We start from the raw sequence: 24,277 nt of genomic DNA, 5'->3' as shown, positions 1-24,277 counted from the left end.
GTCCCCGTCTGCCGATTCGATGTCACCGTGATGCCGAGCGTCGGCGCGTCTTTCACCACGCTCGTGCGGTTAGCGGAAACCAGCGTCGACGCATTGGCAGACTCAACGGCCGTGTACGGGGTGAGCTACCGCTTCTGAGCGGTCCTGGCGGCGGCGGAGCAAGGTACTATTACGGTTTGACCGCCGTCGTCAGCCGTTTTTTGCCATCCCATGAGTTCTGCAAGCCGCCGCATCGCGCACCTCGACATGGACGCGTTCTACGCGTCCGTCGAGCTTTTGCGCTATCCGGAACTACGAGGCCAGGCGGTGGTGATCGGCGGCGGCCGCAATGGCATACCGCAAACGCTCGAAGACGGCACCCGCCGCTTCGCGAAGCTGCGCGATTACGCGGGCCGCGGCGTAGTGACCACCTCCACTTACGAAGCGCGCGCGCTCGGCGTGTTCTCCGCCATGGGCATGATGAAGGCCGCCGTGCTCGCGCCGGATGCGATCCTGCTGCCCACCGACTTCGACTCCTATCGCCACTATTCGCGCCTGTTCAAGGCGGCGGTCGCCACGTTCACCGAGCGCATCGAAGATCGCGGCATCGATGAAATCTATATCGATCTGACGGAACTGCCGGGCGAGCCGCGCGAGATCGCCGCGCGCATCAAGCAGGCGGTCAATCAGGCCACCGGCCTCACCTGCTCCATTTGCGTGGCGCCGAACAAGCTGCTCGCGAAGATCGGCTCCGAACTCGACAAACCCGACGGCCTCACCATCCTCACGCCCGCTGACATTCCCTTGCGCGTCTGGCCGCTGCCGGTGCGCAAGGTCAATGGCATCGGACCGAAGGCCGCGGAGAAGCTGACCGCGCTCGGTCTCGCCACCGTCGGCGATCTGGCGGCGGCGGACGCGGGGCTCTTGCAGGACCACTTCGGGCGCAGCTATTCGGCGTGGCTCATGCAGGTCGCGCAAGGCCACGACGAGCGGCCGGTGGTGGTCGAATCGGAGCCCAAGTCGATGAGCCGCGAGACGACTTTCGAGCGCGATCTGCATCCGCGTCACGACCGGCCCGCGCTATCGAGTTCATTTACCGGCCTGTGCGTGCGGGTGGCGGAAGATCTGGTGCGCAAGGGCTACGTGGGACGGACCGTGGGCATCAAATTGCGTTACGACGATTTCCGCACGGTCACGCGCGATCTGACGCTGGACGTGCCGACCGCCGACGCCGCCGAGATCCGGCGCGCGGCGACCGAATGCCTGCGCAGAGTGGAATTGAACCGCAAGCTGCGGCTCCTCGGCGTGCGCGTCAGTGCGTTGACGCCGGCCAACGCGCTGACACCGCCGCGACGTCTGCCGGTTCAGGCCGACTTGCCCTTCACCAGCGACGAATAACCGGTTCCCTCGGCCGCCGCGCTCGTGTTCGAGCGCGCCGCCGGCACGCCGGCTTCGAGCGGCGAGACCGCCGCAACCGAGAACGCAAAGGTGTTGATGCCGTGCGCGCTTTGCGCCGACACGGTGCCGCTATGCATCTCCGCAATCGCTTTCACGATCGCCAGACCCAGCCCGTGGTTTTCGCGGCTGTTCGTGCGCGAGACCTCGGCGCGATAGAAGCGGTCGAACAGATGTTCGAGCACGTCCGGCGCGATCGGCTCGCCGGGGTTGGCCACCGCGACGCGCACCTGATCCTGATCACTCACGATCGTCACGCTGATCTCGGCGCCCGGCTCGCAGTGCTGGATCGCGTTCATCAACAGATTCGTGCAGGCGCGGCCGAACAGCGAGCGGTTCACCCGCGCCATGGCGTCGCCGCGCAATTGCGCATGCACCCGCGCTTCTTCGAGCGGTATCTCCAGAAACTCCAGCGTATGCGCGACTTCCGCGGCCAGTGACACGTCGATGAGGCCCGTCGCGCGTTCGCCCTGATCGGCGCGGGCGAGGAACAGCATGTCGTTGATGATCGCCCGCATGCGCTCGAATTCTTCGAGATTCGATTGCAACGTATGGCGCAGATCGTCGACCGAGCGATTGCGTGTCAACGCCACCTCCGTCTGGCCGATCAGAATCGTCACCGGCGTGCGCAGTTCATGGGCCACGTCCGCATTGAACGATTCGAGGCGGCCATACGCGCCGTCTAGCCGCTCCAACGCACCGTTGAAGGAGTTGGCCAGGTCGTTCAGTTCGAGCGGCAGCGAGGCGGTATTCAGACGCTGCGAGCGGTTGTTCGGGCTCACCGCGGAAGCGTCGCGCGTGAGACGCGTGAGCGGCGCGAGGCCAAGCCGCGTGACCGAATAGCTGAGCAACAGGACGCCGAGGCTGCCCAGCGCCGACAGCGCGGCAAGCGCGAAGCCGAACACGCGCATGGTGCGCACATTGGGCGAATAGCTCGCGGCCACCTGCAATTGCACCGCCGGACGCGCGCCGTAGGCTGGAATCGTGGCCGTGGAGGTCAGCATGTCCTGGCCGCCGCCGGCCGGCGTCACGCGCGCATAGCCGCCCGCCCAGCTCGTGACCACCGAACCGTCGACCGGTGTGCCGTAATGGAAATACGGATCGGGACTCGACACCGCATACACGGTGCTGCCATCGTGCGGCGTCATGTCGGTGAGCTTTTCGCGCGCCATGCGCCACTTTTCCGGCGTCACGGCGTGATACACGATGATGCGCGCGATCTGCGTGCGGTCGTCGAGCGACTCGCGCAGATGGTGTTCGAGCTGCGTGCGCAGCACGAGAAAGAGCCCCGTGCCGACCAGCGTGAACACGAATAGCGCGACGAACGCGAACATCAACGCGAGGCGCCGGGCTATCGAGCGGTTCATGATTGCTCCGCCTCTTCCCGCACTTCGAGCACGTAACCCATGCCGCGCACGGTATGCAGCAGTTTGGAGGGGAACGGGCCGTCGAGCTTGGCGCGCAATCGTTTGATCGCGGTCTCGACCACGTTGGTATGGCTGTCGAAATTGACGTCCCAGACCAGTTCGGTAATGGCCGTCTTCGACAGAATGTCGCCTTGCCGGCGCGCCAGCACGCTGAGCAACTGAAATTCTTTCGCGGTCAGGTCGAGCCGCACGCCGTCGCGGGTCGCGCGCCGGCCGATCAGATCGACGAACAGATCGCCGACGGAAATCAGCGTCGACTCCTGCGAACGGGTGCGGCGCGCGAGAGCATGCAGCCGCTCGACCAGTTCGAGGAACGAAAAGGGTTTGGTGAGATAGTCGTCCGCGCCTTCGCGCAGGCCGCGCACGCGGTCGTTCACGTGATCGCGCGCGGTGAGCATGATGACCGGCGTGGACTTGCGCATACGCAGCGCCTTCAGCACGCTGAAGCCGTCGCGTTTGGGCAGCATCACGTCGAGAACGATCACGTCGTAATCGAATTCGGTGGCCAGATGCATGCCTTCCTCGCCGTCGAGCGCGACGTCGACGACCCAGCCCTGCTCTGTCAAACCGGAGCGCAGGTAGTCCACCACCTTGTGCTCGTCTTCAACAATCAGCAATTTCATGCGCGTCCCCTTGTATGTGCATTATACGAAACGCCTTGCAATCTTCTTGCGCACCGCCGCGTGCTCCTGTTGCCGCCCCTGTTGCTTCATGATCCGGTAGCTCACCGCGCGGGAGCCATCGCTTCCTTCGTGTCGTTCGGCTGCGCGCCCATGGGCGTATTCGGCATGTCCGCGCCGACGTCCCAGCCGCCGCCGAGCGCCTTCACGAGCGAGACCGACAGCGTCATCTGCTGGCCGTGAATCTGCACGTCCTGGCGCTCGCTGGTGAGCAGTTGCTGTTGCGCGGTGATCACGTCGAGGTAAGCGACGAGGCCGCCCGAATAGCGGTCGTTGGCGAGCGCCAGCAGATGCTGCGCGTCGGTGACGGCCTCGCTCGACTGCTTCGCCGCGCCGTCCAGCACGGAGAGTCCGGTGATGCCGTCCTGCACCTGCTGGAACGCGGTGAGCACGGTCTGGCGGTAGTTCGCCTCAGTGGCCTTGTAGCCTTCGCTCGCGAACTTCACGTTGGCCGCGCGGCGGCCGCCGTCGAACAATACCTGGCCGACCGCCGCGCCGAGCGTCCACATCAGCGTGGGCGCACTCAACAGGCTGGCGAACTGTGTGCTTTCCCAACCGATGCTCGGCGCCAGCGTGAGGCTCGGGAAAAATGCCGCCTTGGCGACGCCGATCTGCGCATTCGCCGCGGCCATCGCGCGCTCCGCCGAGGCGACATCCGGCCGCCGCTGCAACACGTCGCTGGGCACGCCGAGCGGGATCGACGGCACTTTCGCATCGAGCACCTTCGGTTCGATCGCGAACTGCGGCGCGGGCACGCCGACTAGCGCGGCGATCGCATGCTCGAACTGCGCGCGCTGGTTCAGCAGCAGTTGCGCCTGCACACGCGTCGAGTCGAGCAGCGATTTCTGCTGCAGCACGTCGAGCCCCGACACCGAACCGAGATCGTGTTCCGTGGTGACGTAGTCGAGCGCCTTCTGCTGCAGTTTCACCGACTGATTCAGCACGTCGATCTCGGCGTCGAGTTCGCGCAGCGAGAAATAGTCGGTGGCGAGATCGGTGGTCAGCACGAGCCGCGCGTTGGCGAGGTCGTCGGCCGACTGCTGCGCGGAAGCCGCCGCGCCTTCCACCTCACGACGTATCCGGCCGAATAGATCGGTGTCGTAGTTGATGGTGGGGCCGAGCTGCACACTGTTCTGCACCGTCGACGTCGTGGGCGTGCCGTAATTCGTCTGCGGCCGGTTCTGCGAAATCCGGAAGCGCGATGCCTGCGCCGCGAAATCGACTTCGGGAATCTGCTGCGCGCGGTTGTTCGCGAGCGTCGCCCGCGCCTGCTCGTAATGCGCGCTGGCCGCCAGCAGCGTCTGATTCTGCGCGAGCCCCTGCGTTTCCAGCGTGGCGAGCGTCGGATCTCTGAACGCGCTCCACCAGTCCGGCGAAATCGGCGCATGAGACGGTACGGCCACGCGCCAGTACGAATCGGTTTGCCAGGTGGGCGGCACTTCGGCCTGCGGCCGCTGATAGTCCGGCCCGACCGTGCACGCGGCCAGCAGCGCCGCGCCTGCCAGCGTCGTCAGTGCACGGCATGTGGCCACGTGCCTCACGACGCCCCCTTGCCATTGGCCTGCGGCTGCTGGATCTGCACGTGATCGCCGTCCGCGATCGAATCGCTCGGGTTGATGATGATCCTGTCGCTGGCCTCGATGCCGCTTTCGATTTCGAGCGACTGGCCGAGATCCTGCGCGATCACGATCTTGTGCAACTGCACGTTGCCGTTCGCATCGACCACCGCAACCCGCGGGCCTTCAGCGCGAAACAGCAAGGCGTTGCCCGGCACCATCAATCGCGCGTGCGCAACCGCCGGCAGCGCGACCTGGACATACGCGCCGGGCCGCAGCTTGTCGTCCGGATTCGGCAGTGTCACTTCGACCTGCAGCGAACGGGTGGGCACGTCGATCGCGCCGGAAATATGCGTGATCGTGCCGTGGAATTGCTGGCCCGGCAGTTCGGCCTGCGTCACCACCACCTTCTGTCCCACCGACACGTTCTGCGCGTACGCCTGCGGCAACTGCACATAGACGCGCAGCGGGTCCGACTGCGCGAGCGCGAAGAGCGCGCGGCTCGTGCCGCTGCCCGCGTCGATCAGGTCGCCGACATCCACATTGCGCTGCGTGACCACGCCCGCGAACGGCGCGACGATGCGCTTGAACGATTCGAGCTGCTGCAGGCGCTTGACGTTGGCGTCGGCGGCGGCGAGGTTGGCCACGTCTTGCGTGTACGTGCTCTGCCGTTCGTCGAGTTCCTGTTGCGAGACCGCATCGCGCTGACGCAGTTGCTGCCAACGGTCCAGCGAGCTCTTGGCAAGGCCGAGGCTCGAACTGGTTTGCTGGCGCTGTGCCAATGCCTGCGCGAGTTCCTGATCGATTTCCGGCGTGTCCAGATCGGCGAGCAGTTGACCCTGCTTTACACGCGTGCCGATATCCGCGTACCAGTGCAACAGATAACCGGTGGAGCGCGCGTAAATCGGCGATTCGACGTAGCCGCGCAGCGTACCCGGCAGCAAGGTATTGCCGCCGCCTTCGGTCTGCGTCGGACTCACCACGTTCACATACTGCGTGGCGTTCTGCTTGGTGGTCTCCGCCACCGAACGGTTTTGCATCATGTTCGCAACCACGGTGCGCAAGGCCCCGACGGCGAGCAGTGCCAGCACGATCCATACGGCGATCTTGGCGCGTTTCCATTCGCGATGGCGCGGCGGCAAGGCGTGGCCGCCTTCGGTCTCTCGCGCCGGAATCGCTAGCGATGCATGAGTTTTTTCGGTCATCTCAGTCAGCCATCATTTAACTTTACGCGGGCTTGCCGGCGCCGCCGTGCCCGGGCGCGGGGCCGTCGTGGCCGTCGCCGTGGGAACCGTTGTGGTTTGCGTCGCCGTCGTCACCATCGTCGCGGTGACGGCGCGCAAGGCGGGAGTGAATCGCCGCGAACACCAGCGGCACGAAAAACAGCGTAGACACGGTGGCGAACAGCAAGCCGCCGATCACCGCGCGGCCGAGCGGCGCATTCTGCTCGGCGCCTTCGCCGAGACCGAGCGCCATCGGAATCATGCCGATGATCATCGCGAAGGCGGTCATCAGCACCGGCCTGATCCGGCTTGCACCGGCTTCGAGCGCGGCGGTCAACGGCGGTGCGCCGGCGGAAAGGCGCTGGCGCGCGAACGCCACCATCAGAATACTGTTGGCGGTGGCCACGCCCATGGTCATGATCGCGCCCGTCAACGCCGGCACACTCAGGTGCGTGCCGGTCAGAAACAGCATCCACACAATGCCCGCCAATGCCGCGGGCAACGCGCTGACGATGATCAGCGGATCGACCCACGACTGGAAATTCACCACGATCAACAGGTACACCAGCACGATCGCCATCGCCACGCCGATCCCCAGACCGAAGAACGAACTGCGCATGGTCTGCACCTGGCCGCGCACGGTAATCTGACTGCCGCGCGGCAGCGACGCACGCACGTTGTCCACCAGCTTGTCGACCTGATTCGCCACACTGCCCAGATCGCGCTTCTCGACGCTCACATAGAGATCGATCACCGGCCTGATGTTGTAATGCGTGACTTCCGCGAACTGCGTCCGGGGCGTGACCCGCACCAGATTGCCGAGCAATTGCGTCGGGCCGGTGGTCGAGCCCGACACCGGTGTGCGCAATAGCTCATCGATCGACGACACCTGATACTGCGGCGTCTGCACCGCCACGTTGTATTCCACGCCGTTGCGATTGTTGAACCAGAAACCCGGCGAGGTTTGCGAACTGCCCGACAACGAAATGAGCACGTTTTGCGCCACGTTGCTCGCGCTCAGATTGAGTTGCTGAAGCCGTGTGCGATCCATCTGAAGATTGATCGCCGGTTCATCCAGTTTCTGCTGGATGTGCGTGTCCACCGTGCCGGGAATCATGCGCACCTGTTTCAGCAGCTTGCGCGCAATGTCGAAGTTGCCCTCCTGATTCGCGCCGGAAATCTGCACGTCCACGGCAGCAGGCAGGCCGAAGTTGAGAATCTGCGTGACGATGTCGGCGGGCTGAAAGAAAAACTCGACGCCCGGAAAACGCTGCGGCAGGATCGCGCGCAGTTTGTCCATGTAGATTTGCGTGGGCTTGTGATCTTCATTGAGCGCCACCTGGATCTCGCCGTCAAGCGTACCGATCGTGCCCGCATTGCTGTACGAGAGATTGATGCCGCTATAGGGCAAACCGAGGTTGTCGAGAATCGTGCCGAGCTCTTTTTGCGGCACGACTTCGCGAATCACTTTTTCGACTTCGTCGGCGAGACGCGCGGTTTCCTCGATGCGGGTGCCGGTCGGCGCACGCATATGCAGGCGAATGTCGCCGGCGTCCACGCTCGGGAAGAAGTCTTCGCCGAGCACGAAAATCAGGCCCATCGAGACGACGCAAAAGCCGAGGAACACGCTGCCGAACATGCCACGCCGCACCAGCAAGCTGCTGAGAATCATGATGTAGCCGGCGCGCATGCGCTCGAAACCACGATCGAAGCGGTGATAGAGGCGCATGAACAGATTCGGCTTCGCGCCCTGCTTCGGCTTGTGCGCGTGACCCATCAGCAGCATCGCGAGGGTCGGCACCAGCGTACGCGACAGAACATACGAAGCCAGCATCGCGAACACCACGGCTTCGGCGAGCGGCACGAACAGGTAACGCGCCACGCCGGTCAGGAAGAACATCGGCACGAACACGATACAGATACATAGCGTGGACACGAGCGCGGGAATCGCGATTTCGCCCGCGCCGTCGAGAATCGCATCGTGCAGATTCGTGCCCATATGCAGATGCCGTTCGATGTTCTCGATCGTCACCGTGGCATCGTCCACCAGAATCCCGACCGCCAGCGCGAGACCGCCGAGCGTCATGATATTGATGGTCTGTCCGAGCGCATGCAGCGCGATCAACGAGGACAGGATCGACAGCGGAATCGAGATCGCGATGATGCAGGTGCTGCGCCAGTTGCCGAGGAACAGCAGAATCATCGCGGCGGTCAGCGCGGCGGCAACCAGCGCTTCGCGCACCACGCCCTGCACCGCCGCTTTCACGAACACCGACTGATCGAATAGCGCGGTGATCTTCAGATCCGGCGGCAAGGCGGCTTGCGCGTTCGGCAGCAGGCCGCGCAGCGTATTGACGATGGAAAGCGTCGACGCACTGCCGTTCTTGAGCACCGACATCAGCACGCCGCGATGGCCGTCCTGCCGCACGATATTGGTTTGCGGCGAGTAGCCGTCACGCACGTGCGCGACCTCGCGCAGATACGTCGTCGCACCGTTGAGGGTGCGCACCGGAATATCGTTGAGCCCTTCCAACGTGGCGGGCGAGCCGTTCATGTTGATCGTGTATTCCTTCGGTCCGATCTTCGCCGTGCCGGTCGGCAGAATCAGGTTTTGCGCGTTGAACGCGCTGACCACATCGGATGGCGTCAGCCCTTTGGCGAGCAACGCGCGCGTGTCCAGGTCGACCGAGATCAGCCGCGATTTACCGCCGTAGGGGTACGGCACGGCCGCGCCGGGAATCGTCACGAGCTGCGGACGCAGGAAGTTCAGCGCCGTGTCGTTGAGCGCCTGTTCGGAGAGCTTCGGGCTCGACAGGCCGAGCTGGATCACCGGAATACTGGAGGCCGAGTAGCTGATCACCAGCGGCGGCGTCGCGCCTGGCGGCATCTGCTTGACCTGCGCCTGTTCGACGGCCACCGTCTGCGCGATCGCCGTCTGGATGTTCGCATTCGGCTGCAGGAACACCTTCAGGATCGTGATGCCCGCGAGCGACTGCGATTCGATGTGCTCGATGTCGTTGACCGTGGTGGTCAGACTGCGCTCGTTCACCGACGTGATGCGGTTGGCCATGTCTTCGGCCGACAAGCCCGTGTAGGTCCAGATGATACTGACCACCGGAATATTGATCTCCGGCAGCACGTCGACCGGTGTGGTCAACAGCACGAATGGCGTCGCCAGCAAAATCAGAATGGCCATCACGATGAACGTGTATGGCCGTTTAAGCGCAACGTTGACGATCCACATGAAACGCGCCCGAATGAATGCAGGTAAGGGATGGGTGAATCAGCGCTTATGCTAGATCGGTAGCACCAACGCCTGCATGGCGCGAAAATGGCGGAATTGTCAGGAAGTCTAATGTAAGGAAAAACAGTGCTTGAACTGCGGGACGGTTTGCTGAAAAGCAAACGTTTGATGAGCGAAGATAGCCGAGGTTGAGGCCTCGGTTCAACGCGATGTCACGCGAGAGCATCACGAAACATCGCATCGATTGATTTGCGCGAAGCAAATACTTCACGCATATTGAAAGCTTAGTCGATCACGGCCGATTTGCCATGTCGCTGTCAGCGTTACTTCGCAAACAACGCAGACATATCCGCAAACGCCTTGAATTCCAGCGCATTACCCGACGGGTCGAGGAAAAACATGGTCGCCTGCTCGCCCACTTCGCCCTTGAAGCGCACGTGCGGCTCGATGATGAAATCAATGCCGGCCGCCTGCAGCTTGTCCGCGGCGGCCTGCCATTGCGCCATCGAGAGCACCGCGCCGAAGTGACGGACCGGCACGGCGTCGCCGTCGACCTTGCTGGTGTGGCGGTGGCCAATTTCCTCGGGCGCGAGGTGCGCGACGATCTGATGACCGTAGAAATTGAAATCGACCCACGCGTCCGAACTGCGTCCTTCCGGACAGCCTAGCAGTTCGCCGTAAAACTCGCGTGCGGCGGCAAGGCTATGAACAGGGAACGCCAGATGGAACGGCGGCAAGGCGGTATCGGCAACGCTCATGATGGGGAAACTCGCTGATTGGAATTGGGTTGAACGTGCATGCGCCTTGAAGGCCACACGCGTGAGGCAAAGTTTAACCATGATTAAAAATGGTGAAAAACGATATATATTTGATCTCACCATCACCAAAATCGATCAATCTATCATGCTGAGCGAACTCAAGACTTTTATCGCCGTGAGTCAGTACGGCACGTTTTCCGGCGCGGGCGCGCGCATCGGTTTGACGCAATCCGCCGTGAGCGCGCAGATGCAGCGGCTCGAAGAGGAACTCGGCTTCGCGCTGTTCGACCGCACCGGCCGCTCCGCCACGCTCAACGACGCCGGCCGCGAAACGCTCGCGCTCGCCGAGGAAATGATGACGCTCTACGCGCGGCTCTCCGAACGTGGCGCGGTCGCGGCGGAAAGCGGCATGCTGCGGGTGGGTGCCATCGCGTCGGCGCAAGTGTCGTTTCTCGCCGACGCGCTCGCGCGCTTTCGCGACGACCGTCCCGGCTGGCGCATTCGCGTCGTGCCCGGTGTGTCGCTGGGCTTGCTGGGGCAAGTGGACTCCGGCGAACTGGATCTGGCCGTCGTCATCAAACCGCCCTTCGCGCTACCGTCCGAACTCGAATGGCGCACGCTCGTCACCGAGCCGTTCGTGCTGCTCGTGCCCAAGGCGCTTGCGCGCGGCAAGGGCGAGGCGCGGTCCTGGCGCGAACTGCTGCGCAGCGAGCCGTTTATCCGCTACGACCGCACCTCGTTCGGCGGCAGGCTGGTCGACCGGTTTCTGCAGCGCTCGCGGCTGAACGTGCACGACGTGATCGAACTGGACGAATTGCAGGGGATCGTGCAACTGGTCGCACGCGGCATCGGCGTGGCGCTGCTTCCGAATAGCGCGGGACTCGGCAAGTGGCCAGCCGGGGTCGTCGCGCTCGAACTCGGCGAGGCGACGTTTCAGCGGGAGATCGGCCTCGTGCAGCGCCCGCGGCATAGCCGGCAGGCGGTGGCGGGTGCGCTCGCCGACTGCATCGGCGCGGCGGCGGGTGCGTGAGCCGGCAGGCGCCTGCGTGATTGTGCTGTTGCCGGAACAGTCAACTGTATCTGTGAGATTCGGCCTGCCGAGCGCAAAATCCCCGTTCGCGCGACGCTTCGTGACGTTCGCGCCTTTACCCCTGTGCGCACCCAGCCGCACACCTTGCCCGCCGCCGAGGTCCAGCCCATGATCGCCAGCACCTTCCTCACCGCCGATGTTTTGATCGCCTACAGCGCCTACTTCGTCGGTACGGCGAGCCCGGGGCCGAGCAATCTCGCGATCATGTCACTGGCGATGAGCTCGGGCCGCCGCTGCGCGTTGACCTTCGCGCTCGGCGTGGTATCGGGTTCGTTCTTCTGGGCGCTGCTGGCGTCGCTGGGTTTGTCGGCGGTACTCGCCACTTATTCGGAATGTCTGGTGGCGATCAAGATCGCCGGCGGCCTGTATCTGCTGTGGCTCGGCTTCAAATCGGCACGCTCCGCGTTTCGTCCCAAGGCGCTGCCCACGGGCACCGCGCGCGAGGACGAATCGCTCAAGCGCCTCTATCTGCGTGGCCTGCTGCTGCATCTCACCAATCCGAAAGCGATTCTGGTCTGGCTGTCGATCGTCTCGCTGGCCATGTCGCCGGCCGGCGGCGCCTCGCACACCACGCCGGTGGTGCTCGGCTGCATGTGCATCGGCGTATCGGTGTTCAGCAGCTACGCGGTGCTGTTTTCGACCGCTTCGGCACGGCGCATCTACTCGGCGATCCGCCGCTGGCTCGACGGGTCGCTCGCGATCATGTTCGGCATTGCCGGCATCAAGCTGCTGACTTCGAAAACCTGAGCGCGCCTGGAAACGGCCGCCGCTCTGCGATACTGTCGCCGTGACGATTGAAGCGGATAGACGAACACGATGAGCGGCAGCAACGAAGTGAATCCGGCAGCGCAACGCTCGCCGTGGCAGAAGCGGCTCTATCTGGCGGGCGTCGCGGCGCTGGTGACCGGTGTGATTCTGGCCGTGATCATCTATGCGACCACGCCGCCGCCGGACAGCGCCGTCTCCCTGTACAGCATCGCCGATCCGCGCTATCAGATCGAATTGCAGCGTATCGGCGGCAATGCGGCGGTGCTGATGGCGCAGCTTCATCAGTGGTTCGACGGACTGTGGCACGGCACGGCGCTCGCTTATACGGTGGCCGTGCTCGGTGCGGTCATCGCGGGCGTGTGCTTCTTCATCGGCTATTTCTTCGCAGACGAATAAGCGCAACGCCAAAAGCCACGCGCCACCCTCGCGCAAACCAGCGCTTACGTCGCCTCTTTCACATGCCGGTCGGGCTTCTCCACGCCGGCCGTGCGCAGCGCTTCGTGCAAAGTGTTGAAAATGCAAGTTTCCTCGACGATCGGCGTGATGCCGTGCCGGTCCATGTCCGAGCGCAAATAGCGGTTCACGCGCGCGAAGAGCACCTTGATGCCAACGCTTTTCAACGTCTGGATCAACTCGCCGATCGAACGCGAGGCCGAATAGTCGAGGTCGGTGATCGCGCTCGCGTCGATCACGAAGCAGTGCACCTTGCTGGGGGCTGCGTCGATCAGGCGGCGCGCATCGTCGACGAAAAAGTGGTCGTTCGCGTAAAACAGGTCGGCGCCGAAGCGGTAGATGATCAGGCCCGGCGCGGTCTGGATGCCGGGCACGGCGGGCACCGGCACCCACACGCCGTCGTCGCCAGGGGCGAGAATCATCGTATGCGGACGGTAGCTGTGGCGCACGTGCCGCAGCAGCGAGAGCGCCACGGCCACCAGAATGCCGTGCTCGACGCCGATCAGCACCACCGCCGCTGCGGTGAACACGGCCAGCGCGAATTCGCCGGGACTCTCGCGGCGAATCGCAAACAAGGTCTTCAGATTGATCAGGCCGATGGCGATCGTGAACACGATGCTGGCAAGAATGCAGTGCGGCAGATACTGCAGAAAGCGGCTGAAAAACAGCAGCACCACGACCACCACCGCCGCGAACACGAGCTGCGCGAACTGGCTGCGCGTGCCCGCAAGATCGGCCATGGCGGTTTGCGTCGGGCTGCCGTTCACCACGAAGGCGCCCGAGATCGCCGCCGCCGTGTTGGCCGCGGCGATGCCCAGCAGGTCGGCGTTGGTATCCACCGGCTCGTGATGACGCTCGGCGAACACGCGGCTCGCGGCGGCGCTTTGCGCGACGATCATCACGAAGCAGGACGCCGCCACGGGCAGCAAATCGAGCATCTGCTGCCATGTCACCGACGGGATGCGCAGCGGTGGCAAGCCGCCCGCCACCGGGCCGAGCACAGCGATACCGTGGGCCGGGAAATGATAGAGATCGCTCGCGGCGATACCCGCCACGACCGCGATCAACGGCACCGGCACGCGTGGCAGGAAGCGCTTGAACGTCAGAATGGCGACGACCACCAGCAGCGAAATGGCGAGCGTCGGCCGATTGACCTGGGTGGCTTCGCGCACCACCAGCACAAGCTGATCGACGCTGCGCACGGCGTGCCCGGGCAAGCCGAACATGTCGCCGAGCATCGCAATGCCGACCTGCACGCCGACGCCGGCGAGAAAGCCGACCAGCACGGTACGCGACAGAAAGTCGGCGAGAAAGCCCAGTTTGAAAATCCGCGCGATGAACAGCAAGGCAGCGGTAAGCAAGGCGACCATCGCGGCGAGCGCGGCATATTCAGCGCTCGCCGCCGGCGCCATGGTGGAGAGCCGGCTTGCGAAAATCGTGGCGGTTGCGGAGTCGGCGGCTACAACGAGGTGCCGCGAAGCGCCGAAAAACGCAAACGCGATCAGCGGCAGAAAGACCGTATACAGACCCGTGACGGCCGGCATGCCCGCAATGCGTGCGTAGCCCAGCACTTGCGGAATATCCATCGACGCAAGCTGCACACCGGCCAGCGCATCGCGCGCCGCCGCGGCGCGGTTCAGGGGAAGAACGCCCTTCAGCACGCTGGCGCGCGCCGTGATATTCGCCAGAAATTCTCGCATACGCGATACTGCCCTAATCCAGGTTATCGCGCATCGTGCCGCGACTCGGCACTCAAAGGCAAGACTTGTAGCGAGATCGGCTCAAGAAAAGAGAACACCGCATCACGCGCCCCCATGGCGCTGCGGAAAATCACCCACTTACAGATTCAACGCTTGAATTGCCCCGTCACCGGATCCACGTGCCGCGCGAAACCAACCAACGCGGCGATGCAGATCGGGCAGGCAATGAAGAACACGGCCAACATCTCGCACCCCGTAACATATTGTTACCGCCAAGTTTAAGCGATCACCATGCGAATTGAATGCTGGAAATCAGCAAATCAGTGTGTCGGCAGCTACAACAATCTCGCGTGCGCCCGCGATCGTCCGCATCGGGATATCAGCAGAAAATGCGGCGCAAACGGTAGCGAAGCGTATGTTCGACGGCGCGTGCGATACGCAAACGGTTGCGAGCCCATTCACCCGTCACGATCGAAAAGTCGGCTTTCCTTTTCACCGTCCGGCAATTAGACGAACGCTTCTAGCGGTTCGGGCGCGCATTGGAATCATCAGGCAAGAAGCGATCGACTCGCGACCCCCGTCATGGCTCTTTTCCATGCTCCGCGCGGTCTCCCCGTATAATCCGGCATGACCCGAATCCCGCATCATCTGCCCTCGCAACCGGCCGCTTGTCGCCGCCGCGCCGCCCGCCGCCCTTCGGCGGTCGCATGAAAACTCCGAAACGTCTGCTCCCGCTGGTCGAAGAAGGCCTGATCGACGAAGTCATCTGCCAGTTGATGAGCGGCAAGGAAGCCACCGTGTACGTGGTGCGCAGCGGCGACGCCACGCGCTGCGCGAAAGTCTACAAAGACGCCAAGCAGCGCAGCTTCCGCCAGGCCGCGTCCTATCGCGAAGGCCGCAAGGTCAAGAACAGCCGCCAGCAGCGCGCGATGGAAAAAGGCAGCCGCTATGGCCGCGAAGTGCAGGAACAGGCCTGGCAGAACGCCGAAGTCGACGCGCTGTTCCAGCTCGCCAACGCGGGCGTTCGCGTGCCGCAGCCGTTCATCTGCACCGACGGCGTGTTGCTGATGGAGTTGGTGACCGACGCCGACGGCAATGTCGCGCCGCGTCTGAACGACGTCGAGCTGACGGAAGAACGCGCGCTCGACTTGCATGCGCTGCTGGTGAACCAGGTGGTGCGCATGCTGTGCGCCGGCATGATTCACGGCGACCTGTCCGAGTACAACATCCTGCTTGCCGCCGACGGCCCGGTCATCATCGACCTGCCGCAAGCGGTGGACGCCGCCGGCAATCTCGAAGCGCCCGCCATGCTCGAGCGCGACGTCAACAACCTCGCCACGTATTTCGGCCGCTTCGCGCCCGCGTTGCTGGACACCAGCTACGGCAAGGAAATCTGGTCGCTCTACGAAGCGGGCGCGCTGCATGTCGACGCCGCGTTGACCGGCCGCGTCGAACTGGACACCACGCCGATCGATCTCGAAGCCGTGCTCCAGGAACTGGAAGATACACGGCTCGACGAAGAAGCGCGCCTGCGCTACGAGCAGTCGCTGCGCAGCGGCACCTGAGCGTTAGCCGCGGGCGGCACTTCGCCGCCACGCGAGACGCCGCTACGTCGTGCGGCTCAAACGCGCCGCCTCGATCGCGGCCGCCGTCACACCCGGCGCCGGCCCCACCGACTCACGCATCGTCACGCTCACCGGAAACTCACGGAAAATCTCCCACGTGGTCCGGTAGCACTGATTGAGCAGCCAGCGCACGGCGTTCTGCGTCAGTTCCGCAGTCGGAATATGCACCGACGTGAGTCCGGGCGCGGCATAAGCGGCCGAGTAATCGTCGTCATAGCCGATCACCGAGACCTCGTCGGGAATGGCAATGCCCGCCTGGTGAAAACGCGCCAACGCGCTCACGGCCATCGTATCGTTCGCGCAGAACACGCCGGTGAAGGGACGCTTCGCGTCGAGCAGCTTTTGCGCGGCGGCGTAGCCGCCTTCCGGTGAGAAGTCCGATTCGATCAGCGTGACGTCGTCGCGCGCAATGCCCTCGCGCGCCAGTTCGGCAAAGAAGCCTTCCAGACGCGTCTGGTTGTCCGAGGCGCTGAACGGCCCGGAAATCACCGCGATGTCGCGGTGCCCGTGATCGAGCAGCGTGCGCGCCGCCAGTTCGCCGCCACGATGATGGTCGGCGCAAAACGACGCTTCCGGCAACTGATCGAACGCGCGGTTCAGAAACACCATTTTCGGGTGCATGCGGTGCAGCACGATCAGATCCTCGTCGTGCAGATCGTGGCTGATCACCACCACGCCGTCGCAATCGCGGCCGATCAGAAAGCGCACCGCCTCGATGGCCTGCTCGCGCGGCGACACTTCTCCGCAGCCCGTCGCCACCACCACGTGACGGTGCACCGCGCGCAGTTCGGTATCCGTCTGCTTGAGAATCGTGCCGTAGTAGGAGCCGAAGAAAGTCGGCACGAAAATGCCGACCATGCCGAGCGACTGCGTTGCCATGGCCCGGCCGATGGAAGACGGACGAAAGTTCAACTGTTCGATGGCCGCCTTCACGCGGGCGGCGGCATCGGCTGAGATGGGTCCTTTACCGGAAATGGCACGCGAGGCGGTCGACATGCCCACGCCGGCCAGTGCCGCGACATCTTTGAGTGTTGCCACGCGGATCTCCGTCAAGCATGTTGTATTTTCAGTGACGCCGCGTGCCGGCGCTACAAACGCGCGCCGCCCGCTTCGTCGAACAGAGAGACATGGGTACTGTCGAACGAGAACGCCGCGGTGTCCCCTATCGCCAACGGCGTCTTCGTCTGGTCGATCGATGCGACCTGCACTCCATGATAGTCGAGCCAGATGACGCGGTGGTTGCCCATCGGCTCCACCAGCGAAACTTTTGCGTGTTCGCTCGCGCCCTCGGCCAAGCGCACGTCTTCGGCCCGAACGCCGAGCACGCACGGCAACCCGTTGACCGGCGTGGTCTTGAACGGGTACGCAGACACGTCGAGGCGCCAATGGCCGGTGCTGAAGTGGACCCTGCCCTCGCGTTCTTCAAGCGTGCCCTTGAGCAGGTTCATCGCGGGCGTGCCCAGAAATGTCGCGACGAAAAGGTTGTCGGGGCGCGCGTAGACTTCGGCGGGCGTGCCGAACTGCTGGATCACGCCGCCGCGCATCACTGCCATGCGGGTAGCGAGCGTCATCGCCTCGACCTGATCGTGCGTGACGTAGATCATCGTCGCGCCCAAACGCTGATGCAGTTGCTTGAGTTCGCGGCGCAGTTCAGTGCGCAATTTGGCGTCGAGATTCGAGAGCGGCTCGTCGAACAGGAACACGTCCGCTTCGCGCACGATTGCCCGGCCGATCGCCACCCGCTGCCGTTGGCCGCCTGAAAGCTGCGCCGGTTTGCGCTTGAGCAGCGGCCCGAGTTGCAACATCTCGGAGGCGCGCGCCACGCGCCGCGCGATCTCCGCTTTCGGCGTGCCGTTGATGCGCAAGGCAAACGACAGGTTGCGCTCCACGCTCATGGTCGGATAGAGCGCGTACGACTGGAACACCAGCGCGATGCGCCGGTCCTTCGGGTCGGCCCAGGTCATGTCCTCGCCGGCAATTTCGATGGCGCCGTCGGTCACGTCGATCAATCCGGCAATGCTGTGCAGCAAGGTGGATTTGCCGCAGCCGGACGGGCCGAGCAGCACGACGAATTCGCCGGCTCGCACGTCGAGATCGAGGTTCTCGATCACCGTGTTCGCGCCCAGCCGAATGGTCAGATTGCGCACGGCGACGTTGGCCGGATTCGTGAGATCCGCCGCGTCCGCCGCATCGGAACTGCCGGCTACGCCCGCCATGTCCACGGCGTTTGCCATATTAGCCACGTTTGTCATCGCCCTATCCCTTGACGGCGCCGGATGCAATGCCGCGCACGAACCAGCGGCCCGAAACGAAGTACACCGCGAGCGGCACCATGGAGGTCAGAATGGTCGCCGCCATATTGACGTTATAGAGGCGCTCGCCGGTCGTCGTATTGATGATGTTGTTCAGTTGCACCGTCATCGGCAGGTTTTTGGTGCCGGCGAACACGAGACCGAGAATGAAGTCGTTCCAGATGCCCGTCACCTGCATGATGATCGCCACCACGATGATCGGCGTGGACATGGGCAGCATCAGTTGCACGAAGATACGCCAGAAGCCGCCGCCGTCGATGCGCGCCGCCTTGAACAGCTCCTGCGGAATCGACACGTAGTAGTTGCGAAACAGCAGCGTCATCACCGGCATGCCGAAGATGGTGTGAATCACCACGATACCCGGCAGCGAGCTGAACAGATGCACGCTCGCCAGCACGCGTACGAGCGGATAGACCATCACCTGCACGGGAATGAACGCGCCCATCAGCAGCACGCCGAACAGCAGGCCGGCGCCGCGCGGTCGCCAGAACGACAGCGCATAGCCGTTCACCGCGCCGATCGCGATCGACAGAATCGTGCTCGGCACGACGATGCGCACCGAGTTCCAGAAACCGACCTGAATGCCGTTGCAATCGAGTCCGGTGCACGCGGACTGCCACGCGGCGCCCCACGCGCTGAGCGTGAAATGCGCTGGGAACGCCAGCAGATTGCCGAGGCGGATCTCGCTCATCGGCTTGACCGAGGTGACGAGCATCACGTAGAGCGGCAGCAGAAAGAACAGCGCGGCCGTCAGCAAAAATGCGTAGACGCCGAGGCGCGCCGGTGTGAATGCAGTGCGGCGGCGACGCGGCCGCGTGCGGTCCGGCGTGCCGCCTTTCAGCGGCGGACTGAGCGTGTTCATCACACCTCCTTACGCAAGGCCGCGCGGCTGCGGGCGTAGAAGAACGGCGCGAGAATCGCCAGCACGGTGGCCAGCAACACGATCGACGCCGCCGACGCGAGCCCGATGTTGGCGCGGCCGAACAGATAGTCCATGATGAACTTCGCCGGCACTTCGCTCGCCGTGCCGGGGCCGCCTTGCGTCATCGCGACCACGGCGTCGTAGAGCTTCACGACCATCACGAACAGCAGCACGAAAGCGGTGGAGATCGACGGCCCGAGCATCGGCACGACGATGCTGGCATAGACACGCCAGCGCGGAATGCCGTCGATGCGCGCGGCCTTCCACAACTCGTCGTCGATGCCGCGCAAACCCGCGAGCAATAACGCCATCACCAGACCCGAGGCCTGCCACACCGTCGCGATGACGATGGTGTAGATCACCCAGTCCTGATCGACGATCCAGTCGAAGCGCGCGTGCGCGAAACCGAGCTTGTGCAGCACGGCCTGCGCGCCCAGTTGCGGGTTCAGGATCCACTGCCAGACGAGTCCCGTGGCCACGAACGACATCGCGTACGGATAGAGAAACACTGTGCGCAATGCGCCTTCGGCAACCACGCGCTGATCGATGAAGATCGCCAGCAGCAAACCGATCACCATGCACGCCACGATAAAGCACGCGCCATAGATCACGATGTTTTGCAGCGACAGCAGCCAGCGATCGTTATGGAAGAGCCGCACGTATTGCGTGAAGCCCGCGAAGTCGCCGGAAGGAAACGTGCGCGAATTGCTGAGCGACACGCGCGCGGTCCAGATCATCGTGCCGAGATAGGCGAAAACAACGGTCAGGACCATCGGCAGCAGCGCCAGCCACGCCGCGAACGGAAAACGCTTTTTGAGCGGCTTCTTCAGCCGCGCTTGACGTGTCTTCGACCCGGCGGCCGGCAGCTTGAGCGCGTGCATGCTGCGCACCTAGCTCTTCAGCGCACTGGCGAACGCTTTCTGCGCGTCGTCGACCGACTGGTTCTTGTTCCAGAAGTTGGTAATGACGTCGATCAACGCGCCCTGCGTGTCAGGCGAGAGCAGCATTTCCGGATTCGGCAACTGACGCGACTTGTCCTTCATGATCGCAATGCCCTCCTTCGCGCAGATGTCGAGACTGCTGCCGTCCACGTCAGGACGAATCGGAATCGAGCCTTTCTTCGCGCTGAATGCGACTTGCGCGGCCGGCGAGGTCATCACCGTGGCAAGCAGATTCTGCGCCTTGATCGTGGTGGGATTGTCCGTTTTCGGGAACACGAACACGTCGCCCGCGACCAGATACGGCGAATGCAGACCGAAACCGGGGAAGCAGCCGAAATCTTTGCCCGCGACCTGATTGGCCGCGGAGAATTCGCCCTTGGCCCAGTCGCCCATGATCTGCACGCCCGCCTTGCCGGAAATCACGAGCGCCGTGGCGTCGTTCCAGTTGCGGCCGGGCGAGCCGGCATCGACGAAATCGTGCAGGCGCTTGAACGATGCCAGCACTTTCTTGAAGGCGTCCGACTTCACGGCGTTCATGTCGCGGTCGCGGTACACCTTCATATAGAGATCGGGACCGCCCACATCCGCCAGCACCGCGTCGAAGGTGATTTTCTCCTGCCAGGGCTGGCCGCCGAGCGCGAGCGGAATCACGCCCGCGGCTTTCAGCTTGCCGAGATCGGCGATGAACTCGTCATAGCTTTTCGGCTCTCCGGCAATGCCGGCTTTCTGGAAAACCGGCTTCGAGTAGAAGAACCAGGCCGGCATATGGATATCCACGGGCGCGGCGTAGTAATGCCCCTTGACCTTGATGCTGTCGAGAATCGACTGCGGGAACACGCCGTTCCAGTTCTCTTTCGCGGCGACGTCGTCGACGTTGTTCAGCAGGCCCTGATCGATCAGGTCGTGAAACTGCTTGGACGTATTGAACTGCGCGGCAGTGGGTGGATCGCCGCCGACGATCCGGTTGATCGCCGTGGAGCGCGCCTGATCGGCGCCCGCCACCGCATTGTCGACCCACTGGCCGCCGGCCTTGTTATACGCATCGGCAAACTGGCGAATCGCGGCCGACTCGCCGCCCGAGGTCCACCAGTGAATCACGTTGGCCTTCAAAGGCTCCGCCTGCGCGACGACGCCATACAACGCCAGTGCCGCAACCACGCCTCGCAAGACCATTTTTTTGCTGTTCATTCCGTCTCCTCCAGGCTTGGCGCCCGTGTTTCAAGTCGACATACCAACCAGCTCCCGCCTGCTATTCACTGCGTGCTTTGCGCTCCTTCAGGAACTTCGACACCAGCTCCGCGCTGCGTTTGATCGTACGCTTCTGGGTAGCGTAATCGACGTGTACGACACCGAAGCGACGCTCGTACCCGAAGGCCCACTCGAAGTTGTCCATCAGCGACCAGAGGAAATAGCCGCGAATCTCCACGCCGGCCTTGATCGCCTGGTCGACCGCGGCGAGATGGCGCTTGAGGAACGAGATGCGCTGGCTGTCCTCCACATGGCCGTCGATCACCTTGTCGTCCGACGCCATGCCGTTTTCGGTGATGTAGATCGGCGGCAGATTCGCATACGTGGCCTTGAATCCCGTCAACAGATCACGCAGGCCGTCCGGATACACTTCCCAGCCCATCTGCGTGCGCTCCACGCCTTCGAGCGGCACGTCCCTGAAACCGTGCGCGCCATCGCTCGCGACATTCGTGCGGAAATAATAGTTGATGCCGAGGAAGTCCAGCGGCGCGGCAATGGTTTGCATGTCGCCGTCGAGCACCAGCGGCTCGGTGCCCGGCCACAACTCGAACAGATCCCGCGGGTAGCTGCCCTTGAGGAGCGGATCGAGAATCCACGCGTTGTGCTGCACTTCGAACAGATGCGCTGCGCGCTGGTCGGCGGCGCTCTCGCTATTGGCCGTGCCGCGTCCGATGTTGGCGACGATGCCTTTTTGCGAAGCCGGATCGTTGGCGCGCAACACCGGCACCGCGAGGCCGTGCGCCAGCAGCAGATGGTGCATGGCCTGGGTGGCGTAGCGCGTGTCGGCGAGCCCCGGCGCGTGGTGGCCGTTGCCATAGCCGAGAAACGCCGAGCACCACGGCTCGTTGAGCGTCGCCCACGCATCGACGCTGCCGGCCAGTTCGCGGCTCATCAGGTCGGCGTAATCGGCGAAACGGTACGCGGTATCGCGATTGAGCCAGCCGCCGCGATCTTCCAGATGCTGCGGCAAGTCCCAGTGATAAAGCGTCACGGAGGTCGCGATGCCCTTCTCTTTCAGCCGCGCCAGCAAACGCTTGTAGAAGTCGATGCCTGTGCGGTTCGGCGCGCCGGCCGCATCCATCACGCGCGGCCAGGCAATCGAAAGCCGGTAGCCTTCGAAGCCGAGTCCGGCCAGCAGGTCGACGTCCGCTTCCCAGCGATGATAGTGATCGCAGGCCACCTCGCCGGTGTCGCCGGCCAACACCTTGCCGGGCGTCGCCGAGAAGGTGTCCCAGATGGACGGCAGGCGGCCGTCTTCGTTCACCGCGCCTTCGATCTGATACGAAGCGGTGGCCGCGCCGAGCAGGAAGTTCTTGCGCCACAGCGACGAGTCCGCGGGCGGGGTGAAAGGGTCGGCGACTGACTGGGAATGGGGGGAGAGAGCGTCGGATACAGCGGATGTGTCGTTTGCCACGGATTCTCCTGCGCTGAGGTCGTTGAACCGGGTACGGTGGAAGCTCCGGCGTACCCGCGTCCGAAACTGAGTGGAAGCGCTTCCACATGACCTGCGAACGATAGCAGCGGCGGATTCGACGCAGCAATCAGGGTTTGTCTGGAGACGTATCGGCAGGCGCGGCACCGCGATGCGCTGGGCATCCCGAGAGCCTCTGCCGGCGGCGAATCGAAGACGTTGTAAGCGCGGCGGTCACGATGTCATACGCCGCCAGCGCGACGCAATCTCAAGGCTTCGGTGTCAGGTCGAACACGCCGCTGTCGTAGGCTTCACAGTACGTTTTCCAATCCGCCGCGACCTGGGCCTCGCATTGCGTCGCGATATTGACCAACGGCAACTGCCAGTCTTTACGATTGCCGAACGCAATCAACTCGTCTGCAATCGACGACTTCTGCCGCCCGCCGCTGCGCAGATGCGCCCATGCGCTCAACTCGGCCATGCTGTTGACCACCTCTTCGAGACGCGGCAGCTTGCCGTCCCAATCGCTCAAGGCCACGCGATCTTCGGAAGGCTGCAGGCTGCGCAGCACATACGAGCGCTGATTGAATTCGACCGCATGCAGGAACGCCTGCGAGACCGCCTGATTGCGCCGCTGAATCTCGACGACGCGCTGCGCTTCCGTCTGCCACGCCGGCTGCGGCGTACTCAAGTGCGGCGTCACGGAAGAAGGCAGCGCCTCTTTCAGATCGATCAGATAGTTGCCGTCCGGCGAGCCTTTTCCTTCGACGAGGATCACGTAACGATCCACGCCGAGACTCCCGGTGCCGGCAATCCGCCGCGCCACGTCGAGAATGCGAAAGAAGTCGGGATTGGGCTCGCCCGCGGCGAACTTCTGCATGAACTGCGTGACGGCGGCACGTTGCGTGTCGCTGACCGCCAGCGCTTTCTTGCCGTCCACTTTCAGCGTGCGGGTTTTGCCTTTGAGCGTGGTGCGCCGGTCCAGATGCGCAACCCGCGTGCGGCTCGCGAGCGCGACGAACAGATCGCGCACCATGCCGGTCGCGGTTTCCCCTTCGATCCAGCGCGACTTGCCGTACGCGAGCGCCGCACCATACGCTTCCAGCGCGGTGTGGCACAGCGCCAGCGCCTGCGCGCGGCTCAGCTTGAGATCGCTCGCGCCGACCAGCACGCTCGTCAACAGCCGCACCAGTTCGTAGAGATTCGGCGCGAGACAGGCTTCGTCGAAGTCGTTGTTATCGAAGTAGACGAGGCGATTGTCGGCCTTGTAGCTGCCGAAATTTTCCAGATGCATGTCGCCGCAGATCCACACCGGCGGGGCCTCGTCGAACACCTTGTCGCGCGGCAGGCGTTCGTAAAACAGGTGACATGTGCCGCGCAAAAACACGAACGGTGATGTGCGCATGGCCTTGTATTTCATCGCGAGCCGTTCGGGATCTCGACCGGCGTTGAAACTGGCGATCGTCCTGGCGATATCGAACATGA

General features: G+C 63.7%; 19 protein-coding genes. 5 read left to right on the top strand and 14 right to left on the bottom strand.

The window, feature by feature from the left end; all coding sequences use genetic code 11:
* Window positions 1-210 precede the first annotated feature (210 nt).
* On the top strand, window positions 211-1,377 hold the full coding sequence (gene dinB, locus P0D96_RS18770; RefSeq protein ID WP_408250543.1) for a DNA polymerase IV: 1,167 nt from the start codon (window positions 211-213) through the stop codon (window positions 1,375-1,377).
* On the opposite strand, the gene P0D96_RS18765 is transcribed toward dinB, so the two are convergent.
* The 6 genes from P0D96_RS18765 to P0D96_RS18740 form a co-directional block, all read right to left on the bottom strand.
* Window positions 1,344-2,801, bottom strand: coding sequence for a heavy metal sensor histidine kinase (locus tag P0D96_RS18765; RefSeq protein ID WP_408281736.1), 1,458 nt, complete (start codon window positions 2,799-2,801; stop codon window positions 1,344-1,346). The two genes, dinB and P0D96_RS18765, sit on opposite strands and share 34 nt — an antisense overlap.
* Window positions 2,798-3,484, bottom strand: a complete 687-nt coding sequence (locus tag P0D96_RS18760; protein WP_007176723.1) for a heavy metal response regulator transcription factor — start codon at window positions 3,482-3,484, stop codon at window positions 2,798-2,800. Before P0D96_RS18760 ends, P0D96_RS18765 begins: the two co-directional genes overlap by 4 nt.
* Window positions 3,485-3,585: 101 nt before the next feature.
* Window positions 3,586-5,082, bottom strand: a complete 1,497-nt coding sequence (locus P0D96_RS18755) for an efflux transporter outer membrane subunit (protein ID WP_408314735.1) — start codon at window positions 5,080-5,082, stop codon at window positions 3,586-3,588.
* The gene (locus P0D96_RS18750) at window positions 5,079-6,302 is read right to left on the bottom strand and encodes an efflux RND transporter periplasmic adaptor subunit (RefSeq protein WP_408281739.1); all 1,224 of its coding nucleotides are present in this window, start codon (window positions 6,300-6,302) and stop codon (window positions 5,079-5,081) included. The genes P0D96_RS18755 and P0D96_RS18750 overlap by 4 nt, the downstream gene beginning before the upstream one ends.
* 22 nt (window positions 6,303-6,324) lie before the next feature.
* A complete protein-coding gene (locus tag P0D96_RS18745) occupies window positions 6,325-9,564 on the bottom strand; it encodes an efflux RND transporter permease subunit (protein WP_132382462.1) in 3,240 nt (1,079 codons plus the stop codon).
* A 323-nt stretch (window positions 9,565-9,887) separates the two neighbouring features.
* Window positions 9,888-10,322 carry a VOC family protein gene (locus tag P0D96_RS18740; RefSeq protein WP_408177096.1) on the bottom strand — a complete coding sequence of 145 codons (435 nt, stop codon included), beginning with the start codon at window positions 10,320-10,322 and terminating at the stop codon, window positions 9,888-9,890.
* 145 nt (window positions 10,323-10,467) lie between these two features.
* On the opposite strand from P0D96_RS18740, the gene P0D96_RS18735 reads away from it, so the two are divergent.
* From P0D96_RS18735 to P0D96_RS18725, 3 genes are all read left to right on the top strand, one after another.
* Window positions 10,468-11,352: a LysR family transcriptional regulator gene (locus tag P0D96_RS18735; protein ID WP_408281741.1), complete on the top strand. Its 885-nt coding sequence runs from the start codon at window positions 10,468-10,470 to the stop codon at window positions 11,350-11,352.
* A gap of 168 nt (window positions 11,353-11,520) precedes the next feature.
* Window positions 11,521-12,159 carry a LysE family translocator gene (locus P0D96_RS18730; RefSeq protein WP_408281742.1) on the top strand — a complete coding sequence of 213 codons (639 nt, stop codon included), beginning with the start codon at window positions 11,521-11,523 and terminating at the stop codon, window positions 12,157-12,159.
* Between the two features lie 69 nt (window positions 12,160-12,228).
* Window positions 12,229-12,576 carry a hypothetical protein gene (locus P0D96_RS18725; RefSeq protein ID WP_408281743.1) on the top strand — a complete coding sequence of 116 codons (348 nt, stop codon included), beginning with the start codon at window positions 12,229-12,231 and terminating at the stop codon, window positions 12,574-12,576.
* A 44-nt stretch (window positions 12,577-12,620) separates the two neighbouring features.
* On the opposite strand, the gene P0D96_RS18720 is transcribed toward P0D96_RS18725, so the two are convergent.
* On the bottom strand, window positions 12,621-14,333 hold the full coding sequence (locus tag P0D96_RS18720; RefSeq protein ID WP_408314732.1) for a SulP family inorganic anion transporter: 1,713 nt from the start codon (window positions 14,331-14,333) through the stop codon (window positions 12,621-12,623).
* A 707-nt stretch (window positions 14,334-15,040) separates the two neighbouring features.
* Between P0D96_RS18720 and P0D96_RS18715 the strand changes: the two genes are divergently transcribed.
* A complete protein-coding gene (locus tag P0D96_RS18715) occupies window positions 15,041-15,898 on the top strand; it encodes a PA4780 family RIO1-like protein kinase (RefSeq protein ID WP_408177091.1) in 858 nt (285 codons plus the stop codon).
* A gap of 42 nt (window positions 15,899-15,940) precedes the next feature.
* Here the strand turns inward: P0D96_RS18715 and P0D96_RS18710 are convergent, their stop codons facing one another.
* The 7 genes from P0D96_RS18710 to P0D96_RS18680 all read right to left on the bottom strand — a co-directional run bounded on the left by P0D96_RS18710 (window position 15,941) and on the right by P0D96_RS18680 (window position 24,275).
* On the bottom strand, window positions 15,941-16,996 hold the full coding sequence (locus tag P0D96_RS18710; RefSeq protein WP_408314730.1) for a LacI family DNA-binding transcriptional regulator: 1,056 nt from the start codon (window positions 16,994-16,996) through the stop codon (window positions 15,941-15,943).
* Window positions 16,997-17,046: 50 nt separating this feature from the next.
* The gene (locus P0D96_RS18705; RefSeq protein WP_408314728.1) at window positions 17,047-18,192 is read right to left on the bottom strand and encodes an ABC transporter ATP-binding protein; all 1,146 of its coding nucleotides are present in this window, start codon (window positions 18,190-18,192) and stop codon (window positions 17,047-17,049) included.
* 22 nt (window positions 18,193-18,214) lie between these two features.
* Entirely contained in the window at window positions 18,215-19,132 is a 918-nt protein-coding gene (locus P0D96_RS18700; protein WP_408281748.1) for a carbohydrate ABC transporter permease, read from the bottom strand.
* Window positions 19,132-20,073 (bottom strand): carbohydrate ABC transporter permease, encoded by a 942-nt coding sequence (locus tag P0D96_RS18695; protein ID WP_132382447.1) that lies wholly within the window; start codon window positions 20,071-20,073, stop codon window positions 19,132-19,134. The genes P0D96_RS18700 and P0D96_RS18695 overlap by 1 nt, the downstream gene beginning before the upstream one ends.
* Before the next feature lie 9 nt (window positions 20,074-20,082).
* Window positions 20,083-21,321, bottom strand: a complete 1,239-nt coding sequence (locus P0D96_RS18690; RefSeq protein WP_408281750.1) for an ABC transporter substrate-binding protein — start codon at window positions 21,319-21,321, stop codon at window positions 20,083-20,085.
* Between the two features lie 61 nt (window positions 21,322-21,382).
* Entirely contained in the window at window positions 21,383-22,795 is a 1,413-nt protein-coding gene (locus P0D96_RS18685) for a GH1 family beta-glucosidase (protein WP_408314727.1), read from the bottom strand.
* A gap of 265 nt (window positions 22,796-23,060) precedes the next feature.
* Window positions 23,061-24,275, bottom strand: a complete 1,215-nt coding sequence (locus P0D96_RS18680; protein ID WP_408314797.1) for a DUF2252 domain-containing protein — start codon at window positions 24,273-24,275, stop codon at window positions 23,061-23,063.
* Window positions 24,276-24,277: the final 2 nt, after the last annotated feature.

The sequence above is a fragment of the Paraburkholderia sp. RL17-347-BIC-D genome (genome assembly GCF_046027915.1).
Lineage (GTDB): Bacteria > Pseudomonadota > Gammaproteobacteria > Burkholderiales > Burkholderiaceae > Paraburkholderia.
This window is presented reverse-complemented; position numbering and strand designations above follow the sequence as displayed.